The organism is Sporolactobacillus sp. KGMB 08714, from assembly GCF_036598985.1.
In the GTDB taxonomy this organism is placed as follows: Bacteria; Bacillota; Bacilli; order Bacillales; family Sporolactobacillaceae; genus Sporolactobacillus.
Genome location: NZ_JAUUBW010000022.1, coordinates 16684 through 39564 on the forward strand (window position 1 = coordinate 16684; position 22881 = coordinate 39564).

Below are 22881 nucleotides of genomic sequence, written 5' to 3' on the forward strand. Positions count from 1 at the left end.
CGCGCATCGCCCGCCTGAGGTACGGGGCGGAAGATACCCGTTCCGGCCGTTTTCAGTCCGCTGCTTCTTCAAGAGGTTTGTCCGCCTGATGAATGGCTGCGATGCCCCCCATAAATGAATGAACCGCTACTTTTTCGAAGCCGGCCGCTTGAAAAAGCCGGACCAGTTTTTTCCGGTTGGGGAACTTGCGCGTAGATTCGTTCAGCCAGGCATACTCTCTGTAACTTCCGGCAAACAGTTTCCCCAGCAGCGGCATGATAAAACGGAAATAAAAGAAATAAAGCTGTTTGTAGACGGGAATCTCGGGCTGGGATGTTTCGAGACAGACGATTCTGCCGCCCGGCTTGAGCACGCGGAACATTTCTTTCAGGACTGTCAAATAGTCGGGCACATTGCGCAGGCCGAATCCGATCGTCACCCGGTCAAATGTTGCCTCGCCGAACGGAATGTTCATCGCATCATCGTTAACCAATACGACATTTTTCAGCGGCGTCATCTCGAGCTTGGCCCTGGCGACTTTCAGCATATTCTCGCTGAAATCCAGTCCGACGACTTTGCCGGAGGGCCCGGCAGCCCCGGCAAGGGACAGCGTCCAGTCCCCCGTTCCGCAGCAAACGTCAAGTATCTGCTCGCCCTCCCTGGCATCGACCATTTCGTCGGCCTTTCGACGCCAGGCTTTATGGCGATTAAAGCTAATCAGCGAGTTCATTGCATCGTATTTTTTATAGATCGACTGAAAAACCTGATGCACTTTCTCGTGTTTCTCTTCCAGTTCGTTCATTTCCAATTTATCCTTCCTCCACTGTGAAGCGGCAGAAAGCGTTCATTTTTTCAGTCAGATAAGGGAGAAGACGGGAAAGCACACCGGAGTTCTTCTCAACTTTCTTTATACTGTCAAAAAAGCGCTCTTTTGCATGCTTTATTTCTTCTTCCAGGCGTTCTCTGAACGGAACCGAAGCATGGGGCAGACTGTCGATCAGATAATTGCACAGAAAAGAATGTGAACCGCCGTTTGTCTGCAATTCATATTCATAAACCAGTTTCTTCGTTAAAAAAAAGGCATTAAGTGAGGGCACCCAGTCTTCAAATCCGAGCTTGGCGGCAATTTTGGCCACAAGGGCACTTTCAATCGACTCCAGCGCCGTTACTGCCTGAGTCCAGTTTAATGTATGATTCGGATAGAACAGCAGACATTTGTTCACGTTAAAGGTCTGAATGGCTTCGGCAATCCATTTTACCACTTCAATATCCGGTTTTCGGGAAAGGTAGTAATAGTACAGCGCGCTGTAAAAATCTCCGGATAAGGCGGTCAGCTGCCTTATCTTAATCTCATTTTTTCCGTTAAGCCGTTCCGTTGTCATGGATTCATGTGCGGTAAGCCCGATTTCGGCAGCCATCAGACTTTCCACGTAAACGCCCGTTCCGCCATCTTCCGATCTCTTCTGAAATAAATAATAATAGACGAGCAGTTTATCTTTATCGATTTCAGGAAACGGCAAATATTTATTAACGTACGGATGACTCAGGTCGTGCCTGATCTTCGCGTAAATATTTTCGATCTCTTCTCTTACTGTCATGGCAGCGCTCCTAAACATTGCTATTTTTCTTAATTCCGGAGCTGAAGGCAAAAATGATCAGTGAACCGCAGAAATTCCTGCTCGGATCGCCTCCCGGGATTTTGTTCTATTATATCACACCGGCCATGCCGGCAGGCGGTCCCACTCCCTTATCCGGATACGATTGTTCCGTGTTTCGTCTGAATGGTCGCCTTGCCGTGTACCTTGATTGCTGAAGTATGTTCTGTAAACTGAGCAATCATCACTTCGCCCTTATCGAGCTTCTCCGTATGAAAAAAACGTGTTTCCGCGCCGCGCGTCAGGCCGATGACGTTCACCCCGTCCTCTTCGGCTCTGACGACAAAATAGTCGCCCAGCACTTCTTCGTTTTTCGGTTCCACTTTAACCAACCTGCTTTCCAAGCCTAAAATTATTGACGATTGATCAGCGAGAGCGCTTCTGCCCTTGCCGCCCGATCCGTCTGAAAAATTCCGCGCACGGCGGATGTCAGCGTCTTCGCTCCCGGTTTCTTGATACCGCGCATGGTCATGCACATGTGTTCCGCTTCAATAACAACAATGACTCCGTAAGGACGAAGGGTCTCGACGATGCTGTCAGCAACCGTGGTTGTCAGACGTTCCTGAAGCTGCGGCCGCCTGGCCACGGCTTCCACTGCCCGGGCCAGTTTGCTGAGTCCGGTCACCCGTCCCCCTCTCGGTATGTAGCCGACGTGTGCTTTTCCAAAAAAAGGAATTAAATGATGTTCGCACATAGAATAAAAGGGAATATCCTTGACGAGAACCAATTCTTCATGAGCCTCGTCAAATGTTTTCGACAAAAACGTCTTCGGATCCTGCCTCATTCCCTGGAAAATCTCTTCATACATTCTAGCGACTCTTGCCGGTGTTTCTACCAATCCCCGGCGTTCCGGATCTTCGCCGATCGCTTCCAGAATCATCCGGACCGCCCGTTCTATTTTCTCATGATCCACGTTCAAAGCCGAGCCTCCAATTTAAGCAAGCCGGAGAAAAAAACTTGTTTCGCTGTAAGAATTCTAGCATAGAAAAACACTGAAAGTAAAGAAAACAAAGAAGAGAGACCTCTTTGATGATTGAAAAGGATTCATTTCTACCAAAAAAGAGCCATCGCATGGATGGCTCTCACTTTCATACGTCCTATGTATCCATTGATCATTGGACGGCTTCTTTTAATGCTTTACCGGGCTTGAAAGCCGGAACTTTGCTTGCCTGGATTTCAATTTCCTCGCCGGTTTGCGGATTGCGGCCCTTGCGAGCAGAGCGCTCACGCACCTCAAAATTTCCGAAACCGATTAATTGGACTTTGCTTCCGCTTTTCAACGCGTCAGCAATCGTTGAAAGGACGGAATCAACCGCCTTTGTAGCATCCTTTTTTGACAGTTCAGCAGATTCTGCAACTGCAGTAATCAATTCAGTCTTATTCAACACTTTCACCTCCTTAAAAAGGAATTCCTCCTTTTTGCGCTGGAAGAAACATTAACAACGCTTATAATATACGATGTGATGGAAGAATTCAACAGCTTTGATAAAAATATTGCCAATTTCGCTCTTTTTAAACCCTGTTATTCCAAAAAAAACACTTAAAAATTTGATTCCATAAAAAAAGACCCCGGCGGAGTCCTTTCGGAGTGCCTGAAGCCTCTAGAGAATGATTGCAATTAAGCCGCCGGAACCTTCGTTAATAATCCGTTCAAGCGTTTCTTTAAGCTTGTAACGGGCATTCTCGGGCATGAGCGCCAGTTTTGCGGAAATGCCTTCTCTGACAATTGAATTGAGCGAACGGCCGAAAATATCGGAATTCCAGATCGACAGCGGGTCGTCTTCGAAATCCTGCATCAGATAGCGGACCAGTTCCTCACTCTGTTTTTCTGTTCCGATAATCGGCGCGAATTCCGATTCGACATCGACTTTGATCATGTGTATGGACGGAGCAACCGCTTTAAGCCGGACACCGAATCGCGATCCCTGGCGGATAATTTCCGGTTCGTCAAGACTCATGTCGTTGATGGTCGGCGCAGCAATGCCGTAACCGGTCTGTTTGACCATTTTCAATGCTTCTTCGACCTGATCATATTCTCTTTTCGCATGAGCAAAATCCTGCATCAGCTGCAGAAGATGATCCTTGCCTCTGATTTCAACGCCGACCACTTCCTTCAGGATCTGATCGTACAGGTTATCCGGCGCATGCAGATCGATTTCCGCTGTGCCTTTTCCCATTTCGATCCCTGAAAGCTGTGCGTTCTCAATAAAATCATATTCGCCGAATGTGCCGACCACACGGTCTACGTCCCGCAGCCGTTTGATGTCTTTCACCGTCTCCTTAACCGCTTCTTCATAGCTTTTTCTCAGCCAGTGATCTTCCTTCAGGACCATCACCCAGCTCGGCAGATTGACGTTGACTTCCAGCACGGGAAATTCATACAGCGTTTCACGCAGAATATTATTAATGTCATGCTCTGTCATATTCTCAACGCTCTGCGTCAAAACGGGAATGTCGTATTTATCCGCGAGTTCTTTTCTGAGTGCTTCTGTTTCCGGATGATACGGATGCGATGAATTAATGATCAGAATAAAAGGCTTGCCGACCTCTTTCAATTCGTCGACAATCCGTTCCTCCGCTTCTACATAGTCTTCCCGGCCGATTTCGCCGATCGACCCGTCGGTCGTGATGACGACGCCCAGAGTAGAATGCTCCTGAATCACTTTGCGCGTCCCGATCTCCGCAGCTTCCTGAAACGGAATCGGCTCGTCGTACCAGGGAGTATGAACCATCCGCGGGCCGTTCTCATCCTCGAAGCCCTTGGCCCCCTTGACGGCGTAGCCGACGCAATCCACGACGCGGATATTGACTTCCAGCCCTTCCTCTACGGTCACCGTGACTGCGTGATTCGGAACGAACTTTGGTTCTGTGGTCATAATCTGTCTGCCGGCGGCACTCTGAGGAAGCTCATCCTGGGCCCGGGCCCGATCGGCTTCGTTATCGATATTGGGCAAGACGATCAATTCCATGAATTTTTTTATAAACGTCGATTTTCCGGTACGAACGGCCCCGACCACACCCAGATAAATATCCCCGCCTGTTCTTTCCGCAATGTCTTTAAAAATGTCCACTCGCTCAAGTTTTTCCAAAGTTTGCACCCTCCCGCTCCTCCATTCTATCGATGACGCTCGGTGATATTTCTATGCATATGACTTTGTCCATTGAATATGCCAATGAATTGGCGCTTTCCGGCATATCGTCCGACGGCTTGAGACGCGGCAGCCGGAAATTGGCCGGCCCTTCCTATTTAAAAATATTGTCCGAATTTTGTTTTATGCCTGTTTGCAGATAAAAAAAAGCGGGAGAAAACGATTTGTTTTCTCCCGGCATGACTAAATCCTTCCACGCCATTCAGCTCTTGCAGAATGATTGACGCACGCTATAACGTATGCTATTCCCATCCGTTTTGCCGCTGACGCCGGCCCATTGTTACTTCTTTGGGCCGAACATTTTCGAAAGAGAGGAAAAATTACTGGGCACATTGCCGGACGTGATGGCTTTGACAATAGCCTCTTCCTTCTCTCTAGACACCGGAACGCCGGCTGTCCTTCCAATTCGGGCGACGAGTTTCCTGACTACTTCGGGATTGCTGAAATCAGCATGCGACACAGACTCAGCAATGGCAAAAATGTCCTCTTTCTTCACATTCGTCTTCTTCTCGATGTTATCAAAAAAAGGATTTCTTGAATCCAATGAACGTCCTCCTTTTCCCTGCATTCCTTACATCCTATGCGGGAAAAAGATCGGCGTGCTAATGGATCAGTCACGAGAAAAAGGATTAGAAAGGTTTTCCGATAATGCGGCGATTTCATCCTTTTTGTCCCGCCCCATCAATTCATCAACCGCTTCTTTTGGGTTTTTATTTTCAAACAGCACCTGATAGATCGCGGCCGTAATCGGCATCTCGACTTTTTCACGCTTCGCCAGAGCATAGGCCGCCTCAGCCGTCCGCACGCCTTCAACGACCATCCCCATTTCACCGAGGACTTCGCTGAGTTTCCGGCCTTTGCCGAGAAGATTTCCCGCCCGCCAGTTCCGGCTGTGGACGCTCGTGCACGTGACAATCAAATCGCCTACGCCGGTGAGCCCGATGAACGTCAGCGGGCGGGCGCCCAGTTTTGTCCCGAACCGTGAGATTTCCGCCAGCCCGCGCGTAATCAGAGCGGCCTTGGCATTATCGCCGTATCCGAGGCCGTCGGAAATGCCGGCTCCCAGTGCGATAATGTTTTTCAAGGCGCCGCCGATTTCGACGCCGACGATATCTTCATTGGTATAGACACGAAAGTAGTGATTAAAGAATAGATCCTGCACTTTTTTTGCAGCCGCTGCCTGAACGGACGCGACGGCCACCGTCGTCGGATGGCGCAGGGAAACCTCTTCCGCGTGGCTCGGGCCCGACAGAACAACCACGGCTTTTCTGAATTTCTTTGGAATTTCTTCTTCGATGACTTCCGACATCCGTTTAAATGTTCCCGGTTCGATACCTTTCACTCCGTGAATAAAAAGGAGCGGGACGGTCAAATGTCTGCGGATCCTGCCCAGCACGTCTCTCATTGCCTTTGCAGGAACGACAAGAAGTACAGCGTCTGTCCCTTCAAGTGCCGCCGCAAGGTCATGAGTTCCTGCCACCTCTTCGGGAAGCTTTATACCCGGAAGATACTTCTCGTTTGTATGTTTCTCGTTTATCTCGCTGGCCTGTTCCTGACGATGGCTCCACAGGCGGACCGAACAGCCGTTATCCGCCAGAACCATTGAAAGGGCCGTACCCCAGCTCCCGGCACCGATTACAGTCATTTTTTTCATTTCAGTTTGCCTCCCTGTTTCAACTCCGATCCGTTCACTCCGTTCCGCTGTTTTCAATCATTTTCTCTGCACAAAGCCGCTAGGCCTGCGATTTTTTCCCGCCGATCTTATTTTCTTTACCGTGCAGAAGACGGATGATATTTTCTCTGTGCTGGTAATATCCGAGCAAAGTAATCAGAAAGACCGCGACCAGAACAGCGGGTGAATAACCGGCAAGGATGTATCCGAGTACAGGCGTAACAAGCAGGAAGAAAAGCGAACCGACGGACACGAAACGGCTGATCGCGATAATCACAATCGCAAGAATCCCGGCGATCAGTGCCTCAAGCGGCATCATCATAAAAAATACGCCGATGGTCGTGGCAACGCCCTTGCCCCCTTTAAATCCGAAGTATACGGGAAAGTCGTGGCCGACAATAGCCAACAGCCCTGAGAGAGCCACTGCCCAGTCGGCAAGGCCGAATGATCTCGCTATCAGGACCGCGGCAACCCCTTTCAATACGTCCAGAACAAGAACGCCGATCGCGGGTCCCACACCGAGAACGCGCAATGTATTGGTCGCCCCCGCATTGCCGCTTCCCGTCTTCCTAATATCGATTTTTTTAATCTTCTTTGTAATTAAATAACTGAAACTGATGGATCCGATGAGATAAGAAACGATAAACGACACGGCCGTTAACACTGGATGCATCCCTCTCTATTGTTCGTTTTTTTTGCGCGGCAGAATCTTAATCGGCGTCCCAGCGAAACCGAATGTTTCTCTGATCTGATTTTCGATATGACGGGCATATGAAAAATGAAGCAGATCCGGGTCGTTCACAAACAAAACGAAGACCGGAGGCTTGACGGCCACCTGGGCGCCATAATAAATTTTCAGGCGCCTGCCCTTGTCGGAAGGCGGCGGCGTCATCGCAACTGTATCCATGATGCAGTCATTCAGAAGACTGGTCTGTACGCGAAGGCTATGATTTTCGGCCACCTGCTGAATCATCGGCAAAAGCTGCGGAAGACGCTGCCTGGTCAATGCGGACAGGAAGACGACAGGTGCGTAGTTTATAAATTGGAATTCATCGCGGATTTTTTTCCGGAACCTGTCCATTGTTTTATCCTCTTTATCCACAGCGTCCCATTTATTGACGACGATAATCGCCGCACGTCCTGCGTCGTGCGCCATGCCCGCTATTTTTTTATCCTGTTCGATAATGCCTTCTTTCCCGTCGATCAGGATCAGAACGACATCCGATTCTTCAATCGCATGCAGTGCCCGCAGCACGCTGTATTTTTCCGTCTTTTCATAAATCTTTCCGCGACGGCGGATACCTGCCGTGTCGACAATGACATAAGTCTGACCGTCCCGGGAAAAAGGGGTGTCGATCGCATCGCGCGTCGTCCCGGCAAGATCGCTGACAATCACGCGTTCCCTGCCGAGAATCGCGTTGACAAGAGAGGATTTTCCGACATTCGGACGGCCGATCAGCGTAAAGCGGATGGCGTTTTCGTCTTCCTTTTCTTCTCCGTCGCCGGGAAAATTCTTGACAACCTGATCGAGCAGATCGCCGATTCCGAGCCCGTGTGCTCCGGAAATGCTGTAAGGGTCGCCCAGTCCGAGCGAATAAAATTCGTACTTTTGATCCCTTTGCCGGATATTGTCCAGTTTATTGACAGCGAGTACAACAGGCTTTCGGGATCGTCTTAAGAGACGGGCTACTTCTTCATCGGCTTCGTTCAGGCCCGACTGGCCGTCCACGATAAAAAGAATGACATCCGACTCCTCAATAGCGATTTCAGCCTGTGCCCGCATTTGCGTGAGCAAAGGTTCATCACTGATATCTATACCGCCCGTATCGATCACATGAAATTCGTAATTCAGCCACGTTCCGTTGCCGTATAGCCGGTCACGTGTCACGCCGGGCCTGTCTTCAACAATAGCCGTCCGTCCGCCGACGATGCGGTTGAATATCGTTGATTTTCCGACATTCGGGCGTCCGACTATGGCCACAGTTGGTTTTGACATGAATTTTCTCCTTCCGAAATACACTTTACTTTTTCATCATGGGCCCTTTTCTCTTAAAGTTAAAGAGGAGGGCTCTGTTTTGTCCGTACGGTCCGCCGCCGAAAAGGCGGGGACAGGCGGGCGCCTCGCCCGGATAACCGAAAAGCCGCACGTTCATCCAGGCTGTCCGTGTCTCATTCGCTCATTTATCTTATCAAAAAAAAAGACGGCACTCAATGTGAACCGTTTGAAATTGTGAGACATTGCAGCGGGTCCGGCCATCAAAAATGCCGCAAAAAAGCGGAAAAAGAAGGAAAGATGCCGGCTCCCTCTTTTTCCGCTTTTTATTTTTCGGGATATTATTTATATTTCTTAAGCTGATCGCCGATCATATCGCCGAGCGAAAAACCGGACGTCGATTCTTCAATATCTTTCGAGCCTTCCTGACGCGTCTCATGATGCTCCGCAACCGCTTCGTTTTCAAGAGCCTTGATACTGAGCGACACACGCTGGTCGGCAAAATTAACATCAAGCACCTTGACTTTGATGGTCTCACCTTCGGACAATACCTCATCCGGCGTCCCGATATGGGTATGCGAAATTTCGGAAATATGCACAAGGCCTTCCACTCCCGGAATGAGTTCAACAAAAGCGCCGAACGGAACAAGACGTTTCACCTTGCCTTCCAGCACATCGCCCGTATGGATTTTATCTTTCGCCGTCTCCCACGGTCCCGGCTGAGTCGCCTTGATGGATAAGGAAATACGCTCGTTTTCAGGATCTACCGAAAGTACTTTAACCTTGACTTTGTCCCCTTCGGAAACAACCTCGGACGGCGTTTCGACCCGATGGTGTGCCAGCTGCGAGATATGAACCAGCCCATCGACGCCGCCTATATCGACAAACGCGCCGAAATCCGTTAAACGTTGAACGGTTCCTTCAATGACATCGCCTTCTTTAATGCTTGCAAGCGTCTCTTCCTTTTTTTTATCCGCTTCTTCGTCGAGAACGGCACGGTGCGATAAAATAACCTTTCTTTTTTCGCGGTCAAGTTCAACGATCTTTACATCGAGCGGCTTGCCCTTATAATCGCTGAAGTCCTCAACAAAGTGGCGCTCAACGAGTGAAGCGGGAATAAAACCGCGCACACCCAGATCTACGACAAGCCCGCCCTTAACAACATCCGCGATCTCAACGGAAAAAGTTGTCTTGTCCTGATATTTTTGTTCAAGATCGCCCCAGGCGTTGTCGGCATCGACTTCCCGCTTTGAAAGAACGAGTTCGTCATCTTCAAGCTTTGTTACTTTAACGGTCACTTCATCCCCTTCATGAAGCAGATCCGTCACTTTTTCCACATGCAGGCTGGACAACTCACTGATTGGCAAAATGCCGTCGACTTTATATCCAACATCTATTAATGCATGTTTTTCTTCTACTTTTGTAACTTTACCGCTTACTACGTCTCCGACTTTCAATGCGTCAAAAGACGCCATTTCATTATTAACTTCCTCGACCATCCTCAGGGACCTCCTTTAATCCTTTAATTAACAAAACGCGATATCCTACTCTTAACTTCTTACAAATAGACTGTTTTGTCAAGCAGATGTACTTGCGGAAACCGTCACTTTCCGTATTGATCCAGCAGCCTCCGGATATGTTCCATAATGACGGCGGTGACCTCCGACGATTTCGGTTTCCCGGATTTTATGGAAGCCGTATCGATCGGAGGGCCGAATACGACTTTCAGCTGATGCCGAAACTTATACTCGCCGATGATCGCACAAGGGACAACGACCGCATCGGTTTTAAGAGTGAAAAAACCCGCACCGGACATCCCCTTTAGCAAACGGCTGCTGCTTCTGTTTCGCTTCCCTTCAGGAAAAACGAGAAGCACATGCCCTTCTTCGAGCAGCCGGATCGCAAGGCGAAGCGCGCCGCGGTCGCCCTTCCCCCGCCGAATCGGAAAAGCATGGAGCCTCCTGAGCAGCCTGCCGAATAAAGGAATTTTGAACAGCTCTTCCTTTGCAAGAAAACTTAATTCACGGGCCATTGAAGTGCCGATGAGCGGAGGATCCAAGTCGGACCTGTGATTACAGCAGATCAGCACGCCGCCGCTCTGGGGAACATGATTCTGCCCTTCTACGGAGATTCGAAAAAAAAGATGATAAAAAAACTTGACAAGTGGCTTGCCGAATGAATAAGTGCTCAATGCCGAATCTTCTCCTCTGCAATCTTGAGAATCTGATCAACAACCTCATCAATGGAAAGGGACGTTGTATCCAGTTCAATGGCATCCGCAGATTTGACAAGCGGAGAAACCGCGCGTTCCATATCTTTCTTGTCTCTGAGCGCAATGGCTTCTCTCAGAGCCTGAATCGACGGGTGCAGGCCCTTCTGCTCCTCTTCTTTGAAACGGCGGTTCGCCCGCTCTTCTACGGAAGCCTTCAGAAATATTTTGACCTGGGCGCCGGGAAGGACATGTGTCCCGATATCCCGGCCGTCCATCACGACATTGCTGTGCTCCGCCAGTTTTCTTTGGCGCCGGACCATCTCTGTACGGACTTCCCCGAACGAAGAAACGAGCGAAACCTGTGCCGTCACATCGGGATAGCGAATCCTTTCGCTGACATCTTCTCCGTCAACGAAAACTCTCTGCCCGTCCTCGTTATGCTTCAGAACGATCTCCGTATCGTCCAGCAGTCTCTTTAATTTAAGACCGCTTTTCAGATCGGTACCCTTTTTCAGTGCTTTGAACGTCAACGACCGATACATGGCACCCGTATCGATGTACACAAAACCCATAGTTTTCGCCACAATTTTGGCGACCGTGCTCTTTCCTGCGGCGGCAGGACCGTCAATTGCGATTTGAAATAGCCTCTCCATGACCAAACTGGCTCCAATCTCTCTGATCTGCTGCATTTTAATGCTGCCGACTGTAATACGGTTATGAATAAAATCTGCCGCTTCAATTAACCATGCGGATGATTCATCTCCCAGTCGATCAATTTTTTTCTTTCCTCCAGCTGTTTTTCAAAACAAAAACGGATAATCGGCTGACGCTCCCTGTCCCCGGAAAATTTAAATTGAATCGAAGCCCTTTCCGTCCGGGTTTTCTTGTCGGTAAAAATACGGACAACTTTTCCTTCGAGCTTCTGGTATATATTTTCTCCGGATGCCATCGGAAGACATAGCCATATGTCAACTTCGTCTTCTTCATGGATTTCATGATGCTCCGGCACATTGATCAGTGTGCCGCCGCCGCCGATGTCGCTCGTGAGCGTGGAAAAAGGCCGGAATCCGCCATTGACGGAATGGACGGCAATATCCAGATTCGCCTCGACACGGACGAAATTTCTGCGCTGGATTTTTTCTATGCTGTCTGCTCCTCCGTACTTTAAAAGCATCATCGGTATTTTACCCGCCACTCTGTGGAGAAAAACCGTTTTGAAGCAATAAGCGCCGCCGTTCTCGACATAGTTCGCTGTAAACGGCGTTCCGTTCATAAATACAGGCGTTCTGTCGTCTTTTTCATCGACAGGATAATCAATTGTCACAGCATCCGGCGCCACATCCATGATTCTACACCTATAGCGTCTGACCTGCCCGGAGCGTTCCTTCTGTTCCAAGATTAAAGTTGCCCCTGCCTTTAATTCCAACTCCGTCTCCTCCCCGCTGTTTACAGTGCAGGCCGCGTGCCAAAAGATGCAGCCGAGCGTTCCGATCAAACATTTTCTACGCATTATTATACATGAAAAAGAGACAAGAAAAAATCTTGTCTCCCTGTTCTTTTTAATTTCTCAGCAATTCAACTTTTTCCTGGTCTCCGTTTTCAGCATTCAGCAGCACACGGTAAGTGTCCTGTCCCCGCGTAGCCAGAAATTCATAGCAGAGAACATTTTTTAGAAGAGGGTTCTGAAAGACAACAAGGTGAGACTCGCGGACAACCAGCTTCGAATTCAGCTGTTTCAGTGCGTCCTTTGCTGATAATCTGGGCTGCAGCGGCATCTGATCATATTTATTGAATAAATAGTCTGTCTCATCAAAAGCGATCACATCGCCATGATCAAGGGTGACTTTAAGCCGCAGCGATGCGGGATAGATGCGGATATTCTTCTTTTTCAGAACATACGTAAAAATAGCGGTCTGATCATAACGTTCTTTTTTTGTCAGCTCCATTTCGCTGAAGCCGTGTTTTTGCAAATAGGCTCCGGCCTTTCCGGCGGCTTCATAAAGACTGATTTTTTCTTTTCCGATAGGACGGTCGATAAGAAACCAGACAATATATCCCCCCTTTTTGGTCACCGATGCTTCGATCGGAACAGGATTTTTATCCTGCAATGTGATTTCGAAGGCATCCATATTCGAGCCCTTTCCCGTCTCACTGATTTTCAAGACCCTGGCATTGGGGAGGCCCATCCATTTCTTCAGAACCGCAGCTGCCTGTTTTGCATCGATGACCGGACCTGCAAGCTGTTTTAAATTTTTTTTCTCAAATACCGTATTGCGCGGATTTTCCGGACTGAAGCTCTGAGTGTAATCGGTTGCCTGGCCGTCAACCTGTTTCAGGCCGTCAATGACCTGGTTATCCTGATTCTGTCCCTTCGTTTTAAGCGCCAGCTCAACGTTCATCCAGCGCAGACGCTGCGCCATCACTTTCTCCTGAATATCCCTGAGGCCCTGAGAAATGTTCATCGATTCCCTGTAAAGTTTCTGCAGGCTCGCGTATTCCTTATCGGAAAGCGGCCGGTCGTTCGTCGCCTTTACTCCTGTCGTGTAGCTGAATTCCCCGACATGGGCCAGAAATTCATTGGTTCTGTTAAAGGGCAGAAGCGTCAGCGGAAGCTGATTGGCGGCCCCGTGTGCCAGCGTGCTCAATCGCCAGGTTTCGACAAGCTGCGGCCTCATCGTTTCACGGGTCTGCATTGCCAGCGACATGCCCAGAGACTTTTCAAGCGAATCGACATAATAAGCTAATTCATGAAAAGACTGCTGATATTGATTTTCTGCCTGAATCATCACCGCATCTTTAGCCGTGCGCTCCCGGTAGCCCCAGACTGCGAAGGCGATCATCGCCGCTGCAAATACAGAACTGAGGATGATCCAGAATCGATATTTCATAAGAGTCCCCCCTTTTATTTGCAGAAGATATGTTTTCCGATTTTTTCAATCTGCGGCCGGCTCCAGATCCACGCGGAAGTTGCCGTTTCGGGGTTAAAATAATAAAGCGCTCCGTGAGTCGGATCCCAGCCGTTAATCGCGTCGAGGACCGCCCGTTTGGCCGTTTCATTGGGTGTCAGCCAGATCTGCCCGTCGGAAACGGCTGTAAAAGCTCCCGGCTGGAAGATGACATCGGCAATGTTGTTGGGAAATCGCGGATCGGCCACCCGATTGAGAATGACGGCAGAAACGGCGACCTGTCCGATATACGGTTCACCGCGGGCCTCGCCGTAGACGGCATTCGCCATCAGGTCAATATCGGCTTTCGAATAACCTTGGGGCAGGTTGTCCATCGTATATTTTCCTTGCTGCGCGCTGGTTTTGCCTGCCGCATTCGAGGAACCTGCTTTTTTCTTCACCTGCTGATTCAACGGTACGCCGCCGAAATAAGTGAATTTATTGCCTGCCTTAAGATTCTGATGAACGAAAGCGGTATCGAACTTCGACGCCTTGACCAGTTTCTGTTTCGTTGCATTTCCGGCCTGACCGTCGATTTTAAGGCCGTATTTCTGCTGGAAATTCCGAAGTGCCCAATAGGTGCCGTACCCGAATTGTCCATCTATTTTCCCTTGAAAAAAACCGATATACTGCAGGCGTGCCTGGAGTTCAATGACGTCATCTCCCGATTCGCCTTGCATGATCACCCGATTGGAAAAAGCGGCCACCCGGCCTTCAATTGGAAGAATGCCGGTCAAAACAAGAACTGCTGCCAGAACTACCGGAGTCAGAACTTTTTTCAATTGCCTATTCCTCCTCATAAAAATAGAGCATTAAAGGCAGGGATTTGAGACCGTGCCAGATAAACTTCATGAATCATTCTTAGATTTCCAAGAAAACGTTTATTTATGCGGACATTGGATTCTGGCTGAGCACAACAAAAAAGAGGGTGTCTCAAAAGTCAATTTTTTTGACTCTGAGACACCCTCTTTAAGGATACAAACCCCTGATTCATCAACCGTTTTAAATCGTGGAACTGTCTGCGGATATTCTATTGGAACAGCCTCGCGGTAAAATCCATTATTTGAAAAATCCCGTTTTAAGAAGAAATGAATATCTCTTTAGCTCATTTTCCTGCCGGGTCGTCAGATGATGATCGACTTTTCCTGAGACCGTCAATCTCTCGAAAGACGGAGAGCGTTTCCGCGATCCATAAACTTCAGCGAGGGTCGATAAACTCACGGTCGTTAAAACCGGACGCGACGACCGATGAACAGCTGCTGACGGTCGATAATGGACTGGAATCCAATCCATACAGCCAGGACACCGACCCGTATCGGTCCGTCAAGAGTATATCGCCCTGAAAAAAGAAGGAATCGCCTTAAAGCAGCGAGCTATCGCCCGAAAATGGCCTCGATTCGCCCTGTTCCGGCGAAGTATCGCCCCCTCAAGAGTTTATCGCCCTGAAAAAAGAAGGAATCGCCCTAAAGCAGCGAGCTATCGCCCGAAAATGGCCTCGATTCGCCCTGTTCCGGCGAAGTATCGGTCCGTCAAGAGTATATCGCCCTGAAAAAAGAAGGAATCGCCTTAAAACAATGAACTATCGCCCGAAAATGGCCTCGATTCGCCCTGTTCCGGCGAAGTATCGCCCCGTAAGAGTAAACAGAAAACAATGACCGGTAAACCCGCAGTTGATCCATCCATCAGGGACAATTTTTCTGTCCCGATTATTCGCATTCATTGATTCCAATCCGCTTTCTGCCTATTCTCCGCACGTTACTGATATGAACGAAACTGTCAATAGCCCCCACTGACCTTTTGGGAATCGTCCTTTTTAGGTAACTTTAACCGGAGGGGTGTTTTTCGTCCCTTTTGCTTCCCAAATTCCTTTTTTCTGTCAGACAATGAGCAATGGCTTTCCCTTTTTTCCTGAGGATGGGGGCGCCCGGACAGCTCGTTACTTTCTATTTTGTTTTTTTAACTGTTGATACGCCAGCATTTCCCGGCGATTTTAGCCACGATTTACAGGAATCCGCGGCGGGCCGAAGAAAAAAATCAAACGATTCCGCCAGTAACGCCTGTCCGCGCAAGATATCCCTCTTTTTCAGAGGAATCAACCGCCGTTCGCGTGAACCTTCAAAAGAATTGGCTGCGCCCGTCCCAACCGATTGCTTTCCGGAAGACATCGATGGCGTTTTTGCGCCGCGGCCCGATTGGATACATGAGCTGAGGGGATATCTATTTAAGAGAAAATGTACGCTTGATTAAACCCACCCTCGATAGCGAACGGATTCGGCCACTTTTTGCACGCCGACTAAATAAGCAGCCGTCCTCATCGTTGTCTTTCTGTCTTCGGCCATTGCGTGAACCCGTTCAAAAGCCGAACGGAGCACTTCCCGCAGCCGTTCGCTCACTTCTTTCTCCGTCCAGGCGATTCCCTGGATGTTCTGCACCCATTCAAAATATGAAACAGCGACATCGGCCGCACATGACAGAATTTCCGGGACAAAAAGAGTGCCTCTCTCTGTCAAAATGACCGCCGCCTGATCCGAAACCGCATTTTCCGCTGCTTCAATCACAACTTTTGCACGAATATCGGCTGCATTATTCTCCGTTATCTGATTGTCAATCGCTGTGAGGACTAAAATATCGCAGGGCTTTTCGAGAAGTTCCTTGTTCGTCAGTGTATGCTGAAAAAGTTTTGTTACCGTGCCGAAGCTGTCACGGCAATCCAGCAGCTCTTCCACATCAAGACCTGAGGGATTATAAAGTGCGCCGTAGGCGTCGGAAATACCGACGACTCTCGCTCCGGACTCATGCAAAGATTTGGCGACGTAACTTCCGGCGCCGCCGAAACCCTGGATAATCGTCCGTGAACCGCCCGGCTCAATCCCTCTGCCTGCGGCCGCTTTACGGACAAACTCCGTTATGCCGCGGGCCGCGGCATCTTCCTTTCCTTGCAGCCCTCCCAGTACGTTCGGTTTTCCGGTAATTAACCCGGCCGATTCGCTGCCTGCATAGCGGCCGTACTCGTCCATCATCCAGGCCGTCATCTGCGTATTTGTAAAGATGTCATGGGCAAGTATATCTCTGCGCGGACCGATGATTGAACGGATTGCACGAATGTAGCCTCTGCTCAGCCCCTCCAGTTCCCGGTAAGACAGTTCCCGGGGGTCGCAGACCACGCCGCCTTTTGCTCCGCCGCACGGCAGGTCCAGTATGGCCGACTTGATGCCGATCAGGACCGACAGTGCTTTGATTTGTTCCGGACTGACATCCGGATGAAAAAGGACCCCGCCCTTTGTCGGACCGACCGCATCGCTGTGCTGAGCGCGATAGCCCGTAAAAATCCTGACTTTTCCGGTATCCATTCGAACCGGAATTTTCACTTCCAGAGTACGCTGCGGTTCTTTCAGAAGGTCAAACATTTCCTCCGAATAACCCAGTTCCTCCAGTGCGTTCCGCACGACGGACTGAATAGAATGAAGAAGAAGCTGCTTCTCGCCGCGGCTTCGGGATCCATGATTGACGACCACTCTTCTGACCTCTCCTTCTTTTTTTACGCCTTTATTGATGGAGCCGCATTCAAAGCGACGTGAAATTTTATGATAAATCCAATCATGAACGTTCCCGTCCGGACATAAATAATAACGACGGACAATGCAAAGCTCCGGACGCTAAGCGTGCGGAGCTTTGATGAAATACTTGTAAATAACGGCAACGGCTTCGCCGTCAATCAGCCGTTTGCCGTACTCGTCAAGGCGATGAATCGTAATCGTCGAGGTGTCGCCGAACTCGGCGAGAACCGCCACAAGCGTTTCCAGATCCACTTCCGAATCGAGCTGATCTTCGTCAAAATGCAAATAATATTTATTTTCGAATAGATACAGGCTTCCTTTTGTGACACCCATGTCATGCAGCGTCTTTGACAATATTATGACATCTTCAAACTGGTCAAACTGATAAAGAACATCCTGGCTTTCATCAAGCGTGACCTGCATCTGAATAAAATCTTCTTCTTCGTCTTCATCGAAATCCTGGCGATCTTCGTCGTCATCATCGGTTCTTCCCTTGGAGACGATTACAACCATTCCCTGGGCAGGGAGGGAAAACACTTCAACGTCAATTGGACCGTTCGGTTCGAAGCCAAGCTCATCATCTGCCTCAAGCATCATATCCCGAAAAAGCTGTTCTACTCTCGGCAGGTCGTGCCACATGTCTTCTTTTGTAATGCCCCGCTCCTTGAGGTCGTCAAAAGTCAGGAAAATTTTTATCCTGTCGCCATTCAAACGCTCCAATCGCATCGCAAACATCCTCCTTGCCGTCCAGCCAATTCTCTCTGCGCCGCAGACCTTTTTCTTTTATAATATGTTCGCGGCGCTTTTTCGGTGTCTCAAACGGGTTGCAGCCAAAGTCTTCTTCCCGTGAAGGCGAAACCTTCAAACATTTTTTCAGTCGCCCATGTACGGATGACTTGAGTGTAGTATACAACGCCGATCGAAAAATGTACATGCTTTTTGTTTCTGTTCCGGCCGGTTCGTTCTTTTACGAAAGCGGTGCGGCGTTTCCTCCCGGTTTTCAGAACGGCCGGTGCCGGCAGTAAAGCGAAAAACAACCGCCGCAGGCCCTGCGTTTTCTTGTCCTTCATTAAATATTTCTGCAGGACGATGCGGGAATCCTCCTGACTCAGGACGAAACATAACCGGGTTCCGATAAAAGATAACGGTCTATTGACAAGCCCGCCCTGCATATAAGAGTAACGGCGCAATCTTTATACAGTGAAAGGAGGTTTTTGCTTTGCCGACCTACAGAAAATGGTTCCAGCCTTATGTCAGCCCTTACGATCCCTGCCCGCCGCTGGGGCCCGTCGCTTATGAAACGCCCGTTCAGCTGTATCTCGGATTCCAGCCTGCCGGTATGGAACAGTATTCCCCTCTTCAGGCACTTTCTTACGGCACGCTCTGGCCGGGCCTTTACACACCCTATACAAATCCATTCAGCCCGGTGAATAAAGGGGGCCGGTCATCATGATCAAGCCGAATCGTCCTCCGGAAAATTACCAGGCGGATTTGCAGGTGCTTCAGGCAATTGATTTCTCGCTTGTCGAACTTACCCTCTATTTAGACACGCACCCCGATGACCTGGAGGCGCTCAGACAATTTAATGCGACAGCCAAAAAAAGCGAGGAGCTGCGCGCATCGTTTGAAAAAAAATACGGGCCGCTCAGACAATTCGGACACAGCTACTCGTCCTTCCCGTGGCAATGGAGCCGTTCACCCTGGCCGTGGCAGGTATGAATCGGCGGCGGGAAACATGAGGGTCGAAGAAGGGGGGAAGAAAACAAATGTGGTATTACGAAAAAAAGCTTCAGTATCCCGTGCGCGTCAGTACGTGCAATCCAACACTCGCTAAATTTCTTACCGAGCAATACGGAGGCGCCGACGGCGAGCTTGCTGCCGCCCTCCGTTATCTGAACCAGCGTTATACGATTCCCGAACGTGTGATCGGGCTGCTGAACGACATCGGCACTGAAGAATTCGCTCATCTTGAGATGATCGCAACCATGGTCTATAAGCTGACAAAAGACGCGACACCCGATCAGCTGAAAGCGGCGGGACTCGGCCCGCATTATGTGAATCACGGAAAATCGCTCTATTATGCAAATGCCGGAGGCGAAAGCTTTACCGTCGCCCACATTCAGTCAAAAGGCGACCCGATTGCCGATCTGTATGAAGATATCGCCGCAGAAGAGAAGGCGCGGGCCACCTATCAATGGATCATCAATGTCTCGGATGATCCCGGATTGAACGACTCCCTCGGCTTCCTGCGCGAACGTGAAATTGTCCATTCACAGCGCTTTCGCGAAGCGGTGGAACTGATTAAAGAGGAACAGGGCCAGAAAAAAACTTACTGAACGAAAAGAACGGCTGCTTCCGCACATTTAACGACGGAGCGGCTTTTTTGATAACGGCAAATTCGCTGAATTCAGGATCGGATAAAATTTTACTTATAAAAAAGATTGATTTCCTTTTTTTTAAGAAGAAACTGTATCACCGCATAGCGCGTCGACCCGTCCGCTTCCTTCGGCCACAATTCCTCTCCGCGGTCGATCACTTCCTTTCTCAGTTCATCGAAATCATCCTCGGCACTTTCTGCTTCATGATGCGTCCTCAGAAAGATGAAGGCTGTAACCAGACAGGCACCGCCAAGCATCCAGAAAACCGGATCATTGAGAAACCGGATCAGGCCGGGTAGCGATTCGATCCGGTTTTTCTGAAAAAAAAGCAGAAACAGAATCAATCCGCTGAAACTGAGAATCAGGCAGAGGCCGTACAGGGACTCTCGTTTTTTCCATATTTTTTCTTTTTCCTTCCGTTCTATTAGCTCGATAAGAATCTCATAGGTTGTACCGGAAAGTGAACCGATCTCCCGAAATTTTTCAAGTGTCAAAACAGATCCCCCTCTCACATACTCAACCTATGAGAGGAGAAAGCAACTTAGGACATTTCCGCTCGGTTTGCTTTTCCAGCTGTTCCCTTAAAGGTCTTGCCGCGCGCCGTCAGCGAAGAAAGATAAGAAGAAGCCCCCGAACTTATCCGCCCGCAGACTTTCCTTCAATCTTCCTTTCTGACAAGCAGTCTGCGCAGGCGCTTCTCCCAGTGGAGTTCCGGTCCGCCGGAACGCGCTTCGGACGGATCGCGGCGGAAGTCGTCAATGTCAGCGCCGCAGCGGTCGCAGCACAGAGCCGGCTTTTCCGGGGGTTCTTCGCCGAAGAACCGCAGACAGGATCTGCGGCGGCACTCTTTGCTGAAAATCCAGCGGCGCATTTTATCAAGGTCTCTGAGCTGTTCCGTCCGCCGCAGGTGAATCAGCTTCATGCACGGATCCATCAGAGACAGATAAGCCGCCCCTTCCTGTTTTGTCCTAATCTGCTCCAGAACAAAACGGGACGCCGTTTCACCGGCCCCCGCACTTTTCATTATTTCCATAAAACGTTCTTCATCGCCGGGCCGCAGACATTCGCGGTCCATCCGCTCCAGAACGGCGCGGAGCAAAGCGGCGGACGGATAATTGCTGTCGATAAAGGCAGCGGGAAGACGGTCGTCTTCTTTGCAATAATACAGAACGGCCAGCCCCTGCCCGCCGTCGCGCGCCGCTCGGCCGATTTCCTGAAGATAGGCATTGAGACTGCGCGGATAATGGAAATGAACAACCAGACGGACGTCCGGCTTATTGATTCCCATGCCGAACGCATTGGTACAGCATAAGACATCCAGTTCATGATTAAGAAACTGATTCTGAATGCTGCGCCGATCTTCCGCCGTCATGCCTCCGTGGTAAAATGCTGCGCGCAGATTCAGCTTCGTCCGGACGACTTCCGCGATTTTTTCGGTCCAGTCCCGGCTTGAGCAGTAAACAATACCCGGCAGTCTGACTGTTGCAATCAATTGCAGCAGTTGTTCTATTTTTTCCCGGCTGTCCGCGACTTGCCGGACAATCAGGGCAATGTTCCGGCGATCGACACTCTGCAGCAGCCGTTCGCCTTGATCAAGATGGAGATGGCGGATAATATCCTGTCTGACCTTGAAGTCTGCGGTTGCCGTCAGAGCGAGGCAGACAGGCGATCCGAGCCTTGTCCGGACATCCGCCAGGTGAAGGTAATCGGGACGGAACTCGTGTCCCCACTGGGAGATGCAGTGGGCTTCGTCCACCACAAACAGCGAAACAGGCACCCGCTCAAGAGCGGAAAGAACGGCAGGACGTCTCAGCATCTCCGGCGAGATAAAGAGAAAGCGAAGTTCGTTCAAATGCCTGAGTATAGACCTTTTTTCCCCGGAATGAAGCATGCTGTTTAAGGCACGCACCTTTTTTTCTCCGATCCGGCGCAGTGAATCGACCTGATCCTCCATTAAAGAAAGAAGAGGGGACACAACGAGTACCATCCCGGGCAAGATGTAGCCGGGCAACTGATAACAGAGTGACTTGCCGCCTCCGGTCGGCATCATGGCAAAAACATCGCGGCGGTCAAGCAATGCCTGTATCACTCGCTTTTGCCCCGGACGAAAGCGCGTATAGCCGAAAATTCTGTACAGCACATCCCGTGCCCGGCGCATCATGTCTGTATCAGTCTCCGTTTGTCCGGATTCTGCTTTTTCCATCGGCAGCTTCCTCCTCTTTGGCTGCCCCCCGCGCCAGTGCCAGCCGTATCTGAAAATAACTGGCCCTGTCATGCAGAAGTTCCTTGATCGTTTTCAGCTGCCGCGTTTTAGTCCGCAAAACAGCTTCCTGAATCAGACTGTCGACCGGCTGCGGAAGATAGCGGACAATGCTGAAACCCGGGACCTTAAGCGCAATCTCAACGATATGATCCTCAATCGTTCCGGGAGACAAATTTCTTTTTGCCGCAACCGCTTCGGCCGGAAGCCCTTCGTTTAAGTAACGGAGAGTCTTTCCCGCCGTGGCGGAAAGCGTGCTGCGACTTGTGTTCTGCAGGCGGCAGAGCAGGGGAAAGTCTTCCGGACATTCAGCCAGACGGTGCAAAAGGCGCCGCAGGGCCGATTTGGATAAAAGCCGGCATTCAAAAACGTCCCGTTTAAGAGCAGCGGAAAGCTGATCGACCGTCAGCCCGGCCATACCGAATCCTGACATTTGACTGACCATTATGTCCGCCTCCTCATCCGGTATTTCCGATAAAAAGCCGTGCAATTCCTTAAATACGCGATCGGCGAGCATACATCGGTCCATAGAAACGTTTTTCAGAAAACGGCGGACGCTTTCGGTCACGGCTTCCCGGCGGGTGACGGGAAGAAAAGCAGACTGCCGGTGGATCAGCTCGGACAGAGTCTGGACGACGAGCTGAATTTTCAGCCAAAAGTCGCTTTCACTGTTTATATTTTCCGTGAATGAGAGGCCGGAAGGAAATGAACCATTTTTTTCAAAATGCGCCAGTGCCAAAAGCCCTTCCGAAGTCGGCGCATACTGATCGCGGCTGTCTTTCACGGAGGCGATCCACCCTTTTTGTTTACTTTCTGCGGCCAGCCGATCAAAAACCCGGCGGTCCAGATGATCGATAGCATGGAAAAAAGGTCCGACATGAAAGAGAAAACTGTCCTGAATGGTCTGAGACGACTTTTTCCCCCGCAACAAGTGAAAAATAGCGGATAACGTCCTTTCACCATTGAACTGCTGAATCAGATAAAGAAACAGATAATAGCGGTATGACAAAGGCTTTCCCCCGTTTCCGGCCATCGCGTCAGGCGTTCCTTTTTTCTTAATTTTATTCCTTTTTCTTTCTGT

Annotated in this window: 24 protein-coding genes; 3 read left to right on the forward strand and 21 right to left on the reverse strand. The window is 49.8% G+C overall.

All coding sequences use genetic code 11. The annotated features are described in order from the left end of the window. Positions 1–52: 52 nt before the first annotated feature. The 18 genes from Q6A92_RS10640 to Q6A92_RS10725 all read right to left on the reverse strand — a co-directional run bounded on the left by Q6A92_RS10640 (position 53) and on the right by Q6A92_RS10725 (position 17888). The gene (locus Q6A92_RS10640; protein ID WP_332238157.1) at positions 53–781 is read right to left on the reverse strand and encodes a demethylmenaquinone methyltransferase; all 729 of its coding nucleotides are present in this window, start codon (positions 779–781) and stop codon (positions 53–55) included. Between the two features lie 7 nt (positions 782–788). After that, entirely contained in the window at positions 789–1577 is a 789-nt protein-coding gene (locus Q6A92_RS10645) for a heptaprenyl diphosphate synthase component 1 (RefSeq protein WP_332238127.1), read from the reverse strand. Between the two features lie 149 nt (positions 1578–1726). Beyond that, positions 1727–1957, reverse strand: a complete 231-nt coding sequence (mtrB, locus tag Q6A92_RS10650) for a trp RNA-binding attenuation protein MtrB (RefSeq protein WP_274399388.1) — start codon at positions 1955–1957, stop codon at positions 1727–1729. A gap of 29 nt (positions 1958–1986) precedes the next feature. After that, on the reverse strand, positions 1987–2553 hold the full coding sequence (gene folE / locus Q6A92_RS10655) for a GTP cyclohydrolase I FolE (RefSeq protein WP_274399386.1): 567 nt from the start codon (positions 2551–2553) through the stop codon (positions 1987–1989). Positions 2554–2746: 193 nt separating this feature from the next. Next, on the reverse strand, positions 2747–3019 hold the full coding sequence (locus tag Q6A92_RS10660) for an HU family DNA-binding protein (RefSeq protein WP_188801892.1): 273 nt from the start codon (positions 3017–3019) through the stop codon (positions 2747–2749). 216 nt (positions 3020–3235) lie between these two features. After that, positions 3236–4723, reverse strand: a complete 1488-nt coding sequence (spoIVA, locus tag Q6A92_RS10665; protein ID WP_332238131.1) for a stage IV sporulation protein A — start codon at positions 4721–4723, stop codon at positions 3236–3238. Positions 4724–5063: 340 nt separating this feature from the next. Next, positions 5064–5327 (reverse strand): stage VI sporulation protein F, encoded by a 264-nt coding sequence (locus Q6A92_RS10670; RefSeq protein ID WP_274399384.1) that lies wholly within the window; start codon positions 5325–5327, stop codon positions 5064–5066. 66 nt (positions 5328–5393) lie between these two features. Next, a complete protein-coding gene (locus tag Q6A92_RS10675) occupies positions 5394–6437 on the reverse strand; it encodes an NAD(P)H-dependent glycerol-3-phosphate dehydrogenase (protein ID WP_332238132.1) in 1044 nt (347 codons plus the stop codon). A gap of 79 nt (positions 6438–6516) precedes the next feature. Next, positions 6517–7128, reverse strand: a complete 612-nt coding sequence (plsY, locus tag Q6A92_RS10680; protein WP_274399381.1) for a glycerol-3-phosphate 1-O-acyltransferase PlsY — start codon at positions 7126–7128, stop codon at positions 6517–6519. Between the two features lie 6 nt (positions 7129–7134). Further along, a complete protein-coding gene (der, locus tag Q6A92_RS10685) occupies positions 7135–8451 on the reverse strand; it encodes a ribosome biogenesis GTPase Der (protein WP_274399379.1) in 1317 nt (438 codons plus the stop codon). 338 nt (positions 8452–8789) lie between these two features. Next, positions 8790–9947, reverse strand: a complete 1158-nt coding sequence (gene rpsA / locus Q6A92_RS10690; protein WP_332238134.1) for a 30S ribosomal protein S1 — start codon at positions 9945–9947, stop codon at positions 8790–8792. Between the two features lie 104 nt (positions 9948–10051). Beyond that, a complete protein-coding gene (locus Q6A92_RS10695) occupies positions 10052–10639 on the reverse strand; it encodes a lysophospholipid acyltransferase family protein (protein ID WP_274399377.1) in 588 nt (195 codons plus the stop codon). Beyond that, complete coding sequence (gene cmk / locus Q6A92_RS10700) at positions 10636–11313, reverse strand: (d)CMP kinase (RefSeq protein ID WP_332238135.1); 678 nt, start codon at positions 11311–11313, stop codon at positions 10636–10638. Before cmk ends, Q6A92_RS10695 begins: the two co-directional genes overlap by 4 nt. Before the next feature lie 86 nt (positions 11314–11399). Next, a complete protein-coding gene (locus tag Q6A92_RS10705) occupies positions 11400–12086 on the reverse strand; it encodes a flagellar brake protein (RefSeq protein WP_274399374.1) in 687 nt (228 codons plus the stop codon). A 133-nt stretch (positions 12087–12219) separates the two neighbouring features. Continuing rightward, on the reverse strand, positions 12220–13548 hold the full coding sequence (ypeB, locus tag Q6A92_RS10710) for a germination protein YpeB (RefSeq protein WP_332238136.1): 1329 nt from the start codon (positions 13546–13548) through the stop codon (positions 12220–12222). 14 nt (positions 13549–13562) lie between these two features. Continuing rightward, entirely contained in the window at positions 13563–14405 is an 843-nt protein-coding gene (sleB, locus tag Q6A92_RS10715) for a spore cortex-lytic enzyme (RefSeq protein WP_443029720.1), read from the reverse strand. Positions 14406–15848: 1443 nt separating this feature from the next. Further along, positions 15849–17120 (reverse strand): Glu/Leu/Phe/Val family dehydrogenase, encoded by a 1272-nt coding sequence (locus Q6A92_RS10720; RefSeq protein WP_274399369.1) that lies wholly within the window; start codon positions 17118–17120, stop codon positions 15849–15851. 141 nt (positions 17121–17261) lie between these two features. Further along, entirely contained in the window at positions 17262–17888 is a 627-nt protein-coding gene (locus tag Q6A92_RS10725; protein ID WP_332238137.1) for a genetic competence negative regulator, read from the reverse strand. A gap of 493 nt (positions 17889–18381) precedes the next feature. Here Q6A92_RS10725 and Q6A92_RS10730 point away from each other — a divergent pair, with 493 nt between their 5' ends. Genes Q6A92_RS10730 through Q6A92_RS10740 form a run of 3 tightly spaced genes read left to right on the forward strand, consistent with a single transcriptional unit; the run spans position 18382 to position 19498 of the window. After that, positions 18382–18615, forward strand: a complete 234-nt coding sequence (locus Q6A92_RS10730; RefSeq protein WP_274399367.1) for a spore coat associated protein CotJA — start codon at positions 18382–18384, stop codon at positions 18613–18615. Beyond that, positions 18612–18881, forward strand: coding sequence for a spore coat protein CotJB (locus tag Q6A92_RS10735; protein WP_274399366.1), 270 nt, complete (start codon positions 18612–18614; stop codon positions 18879–18881). The genes Q6A92_RS10730 and Q6A92_RS10735 overlap by 4 nt, the downstream gene beginning before the upstream one ends. Before the next feature lie 47 nt (positions 18882–18928). Next, positions 18929–19498: a manganese catalase family protein gene (locus Q6A92_RS10740; protein WP_274399365.1), complete on the forward strand. Its 570-nt coding sequence runs from the start codon at positions 18929–18931 to the stop codon at positions 19496–19498. Between the two features lie 89 nt (positions 19499–19587). On the opposite strand, the gene Q6A92_RS10745 is transcribed toward Q6A92_RS10740, so the two are convergent. From Q6A92_RS10745 to Q6A92_RS10755, 3 genes are all read right to left on the reverse strand, one after another. After that, positions 19588–20034 (reverse strand): DUF2663 family protein, encoded by a 447-nt coding sequence (locus tag Q6A92_RS10745; protein WP_274399364.1) that lies wholly within the window; start codon positions 20032–20034, stop codon positions 19588–19590. A 164-nt stretch (positions 20035–20198) separates the two neighbouring features. Next, entirely contained in the window at positions 20199–21743 is a 1545-nt protein-coding gene (locus Q6A92_RS10750) for a RecQ family ATP-dependent DNA helicase (protein WP_332238139.1), read from the reverse strand. Beyond that, positions 21709–22809 carry a helix-turn-helix domain-containing protein gene (locus Q6A92_RS10755; protein WP_332238140.1) on the reverse strand — a complete coding sequence of 367 codons (1101 nt, stop codon included), beginning with the start codon at positions 22807–22809 and terminating at the stop codon, positions 21709–21711. The genes Q6A92_RS10750 and Q6A92_RS10755 overlap by 35 nt, the downstream gene beginning before the upstream one ends. Positions 22810–22881 lie beyond the last annotated feature (72 nt).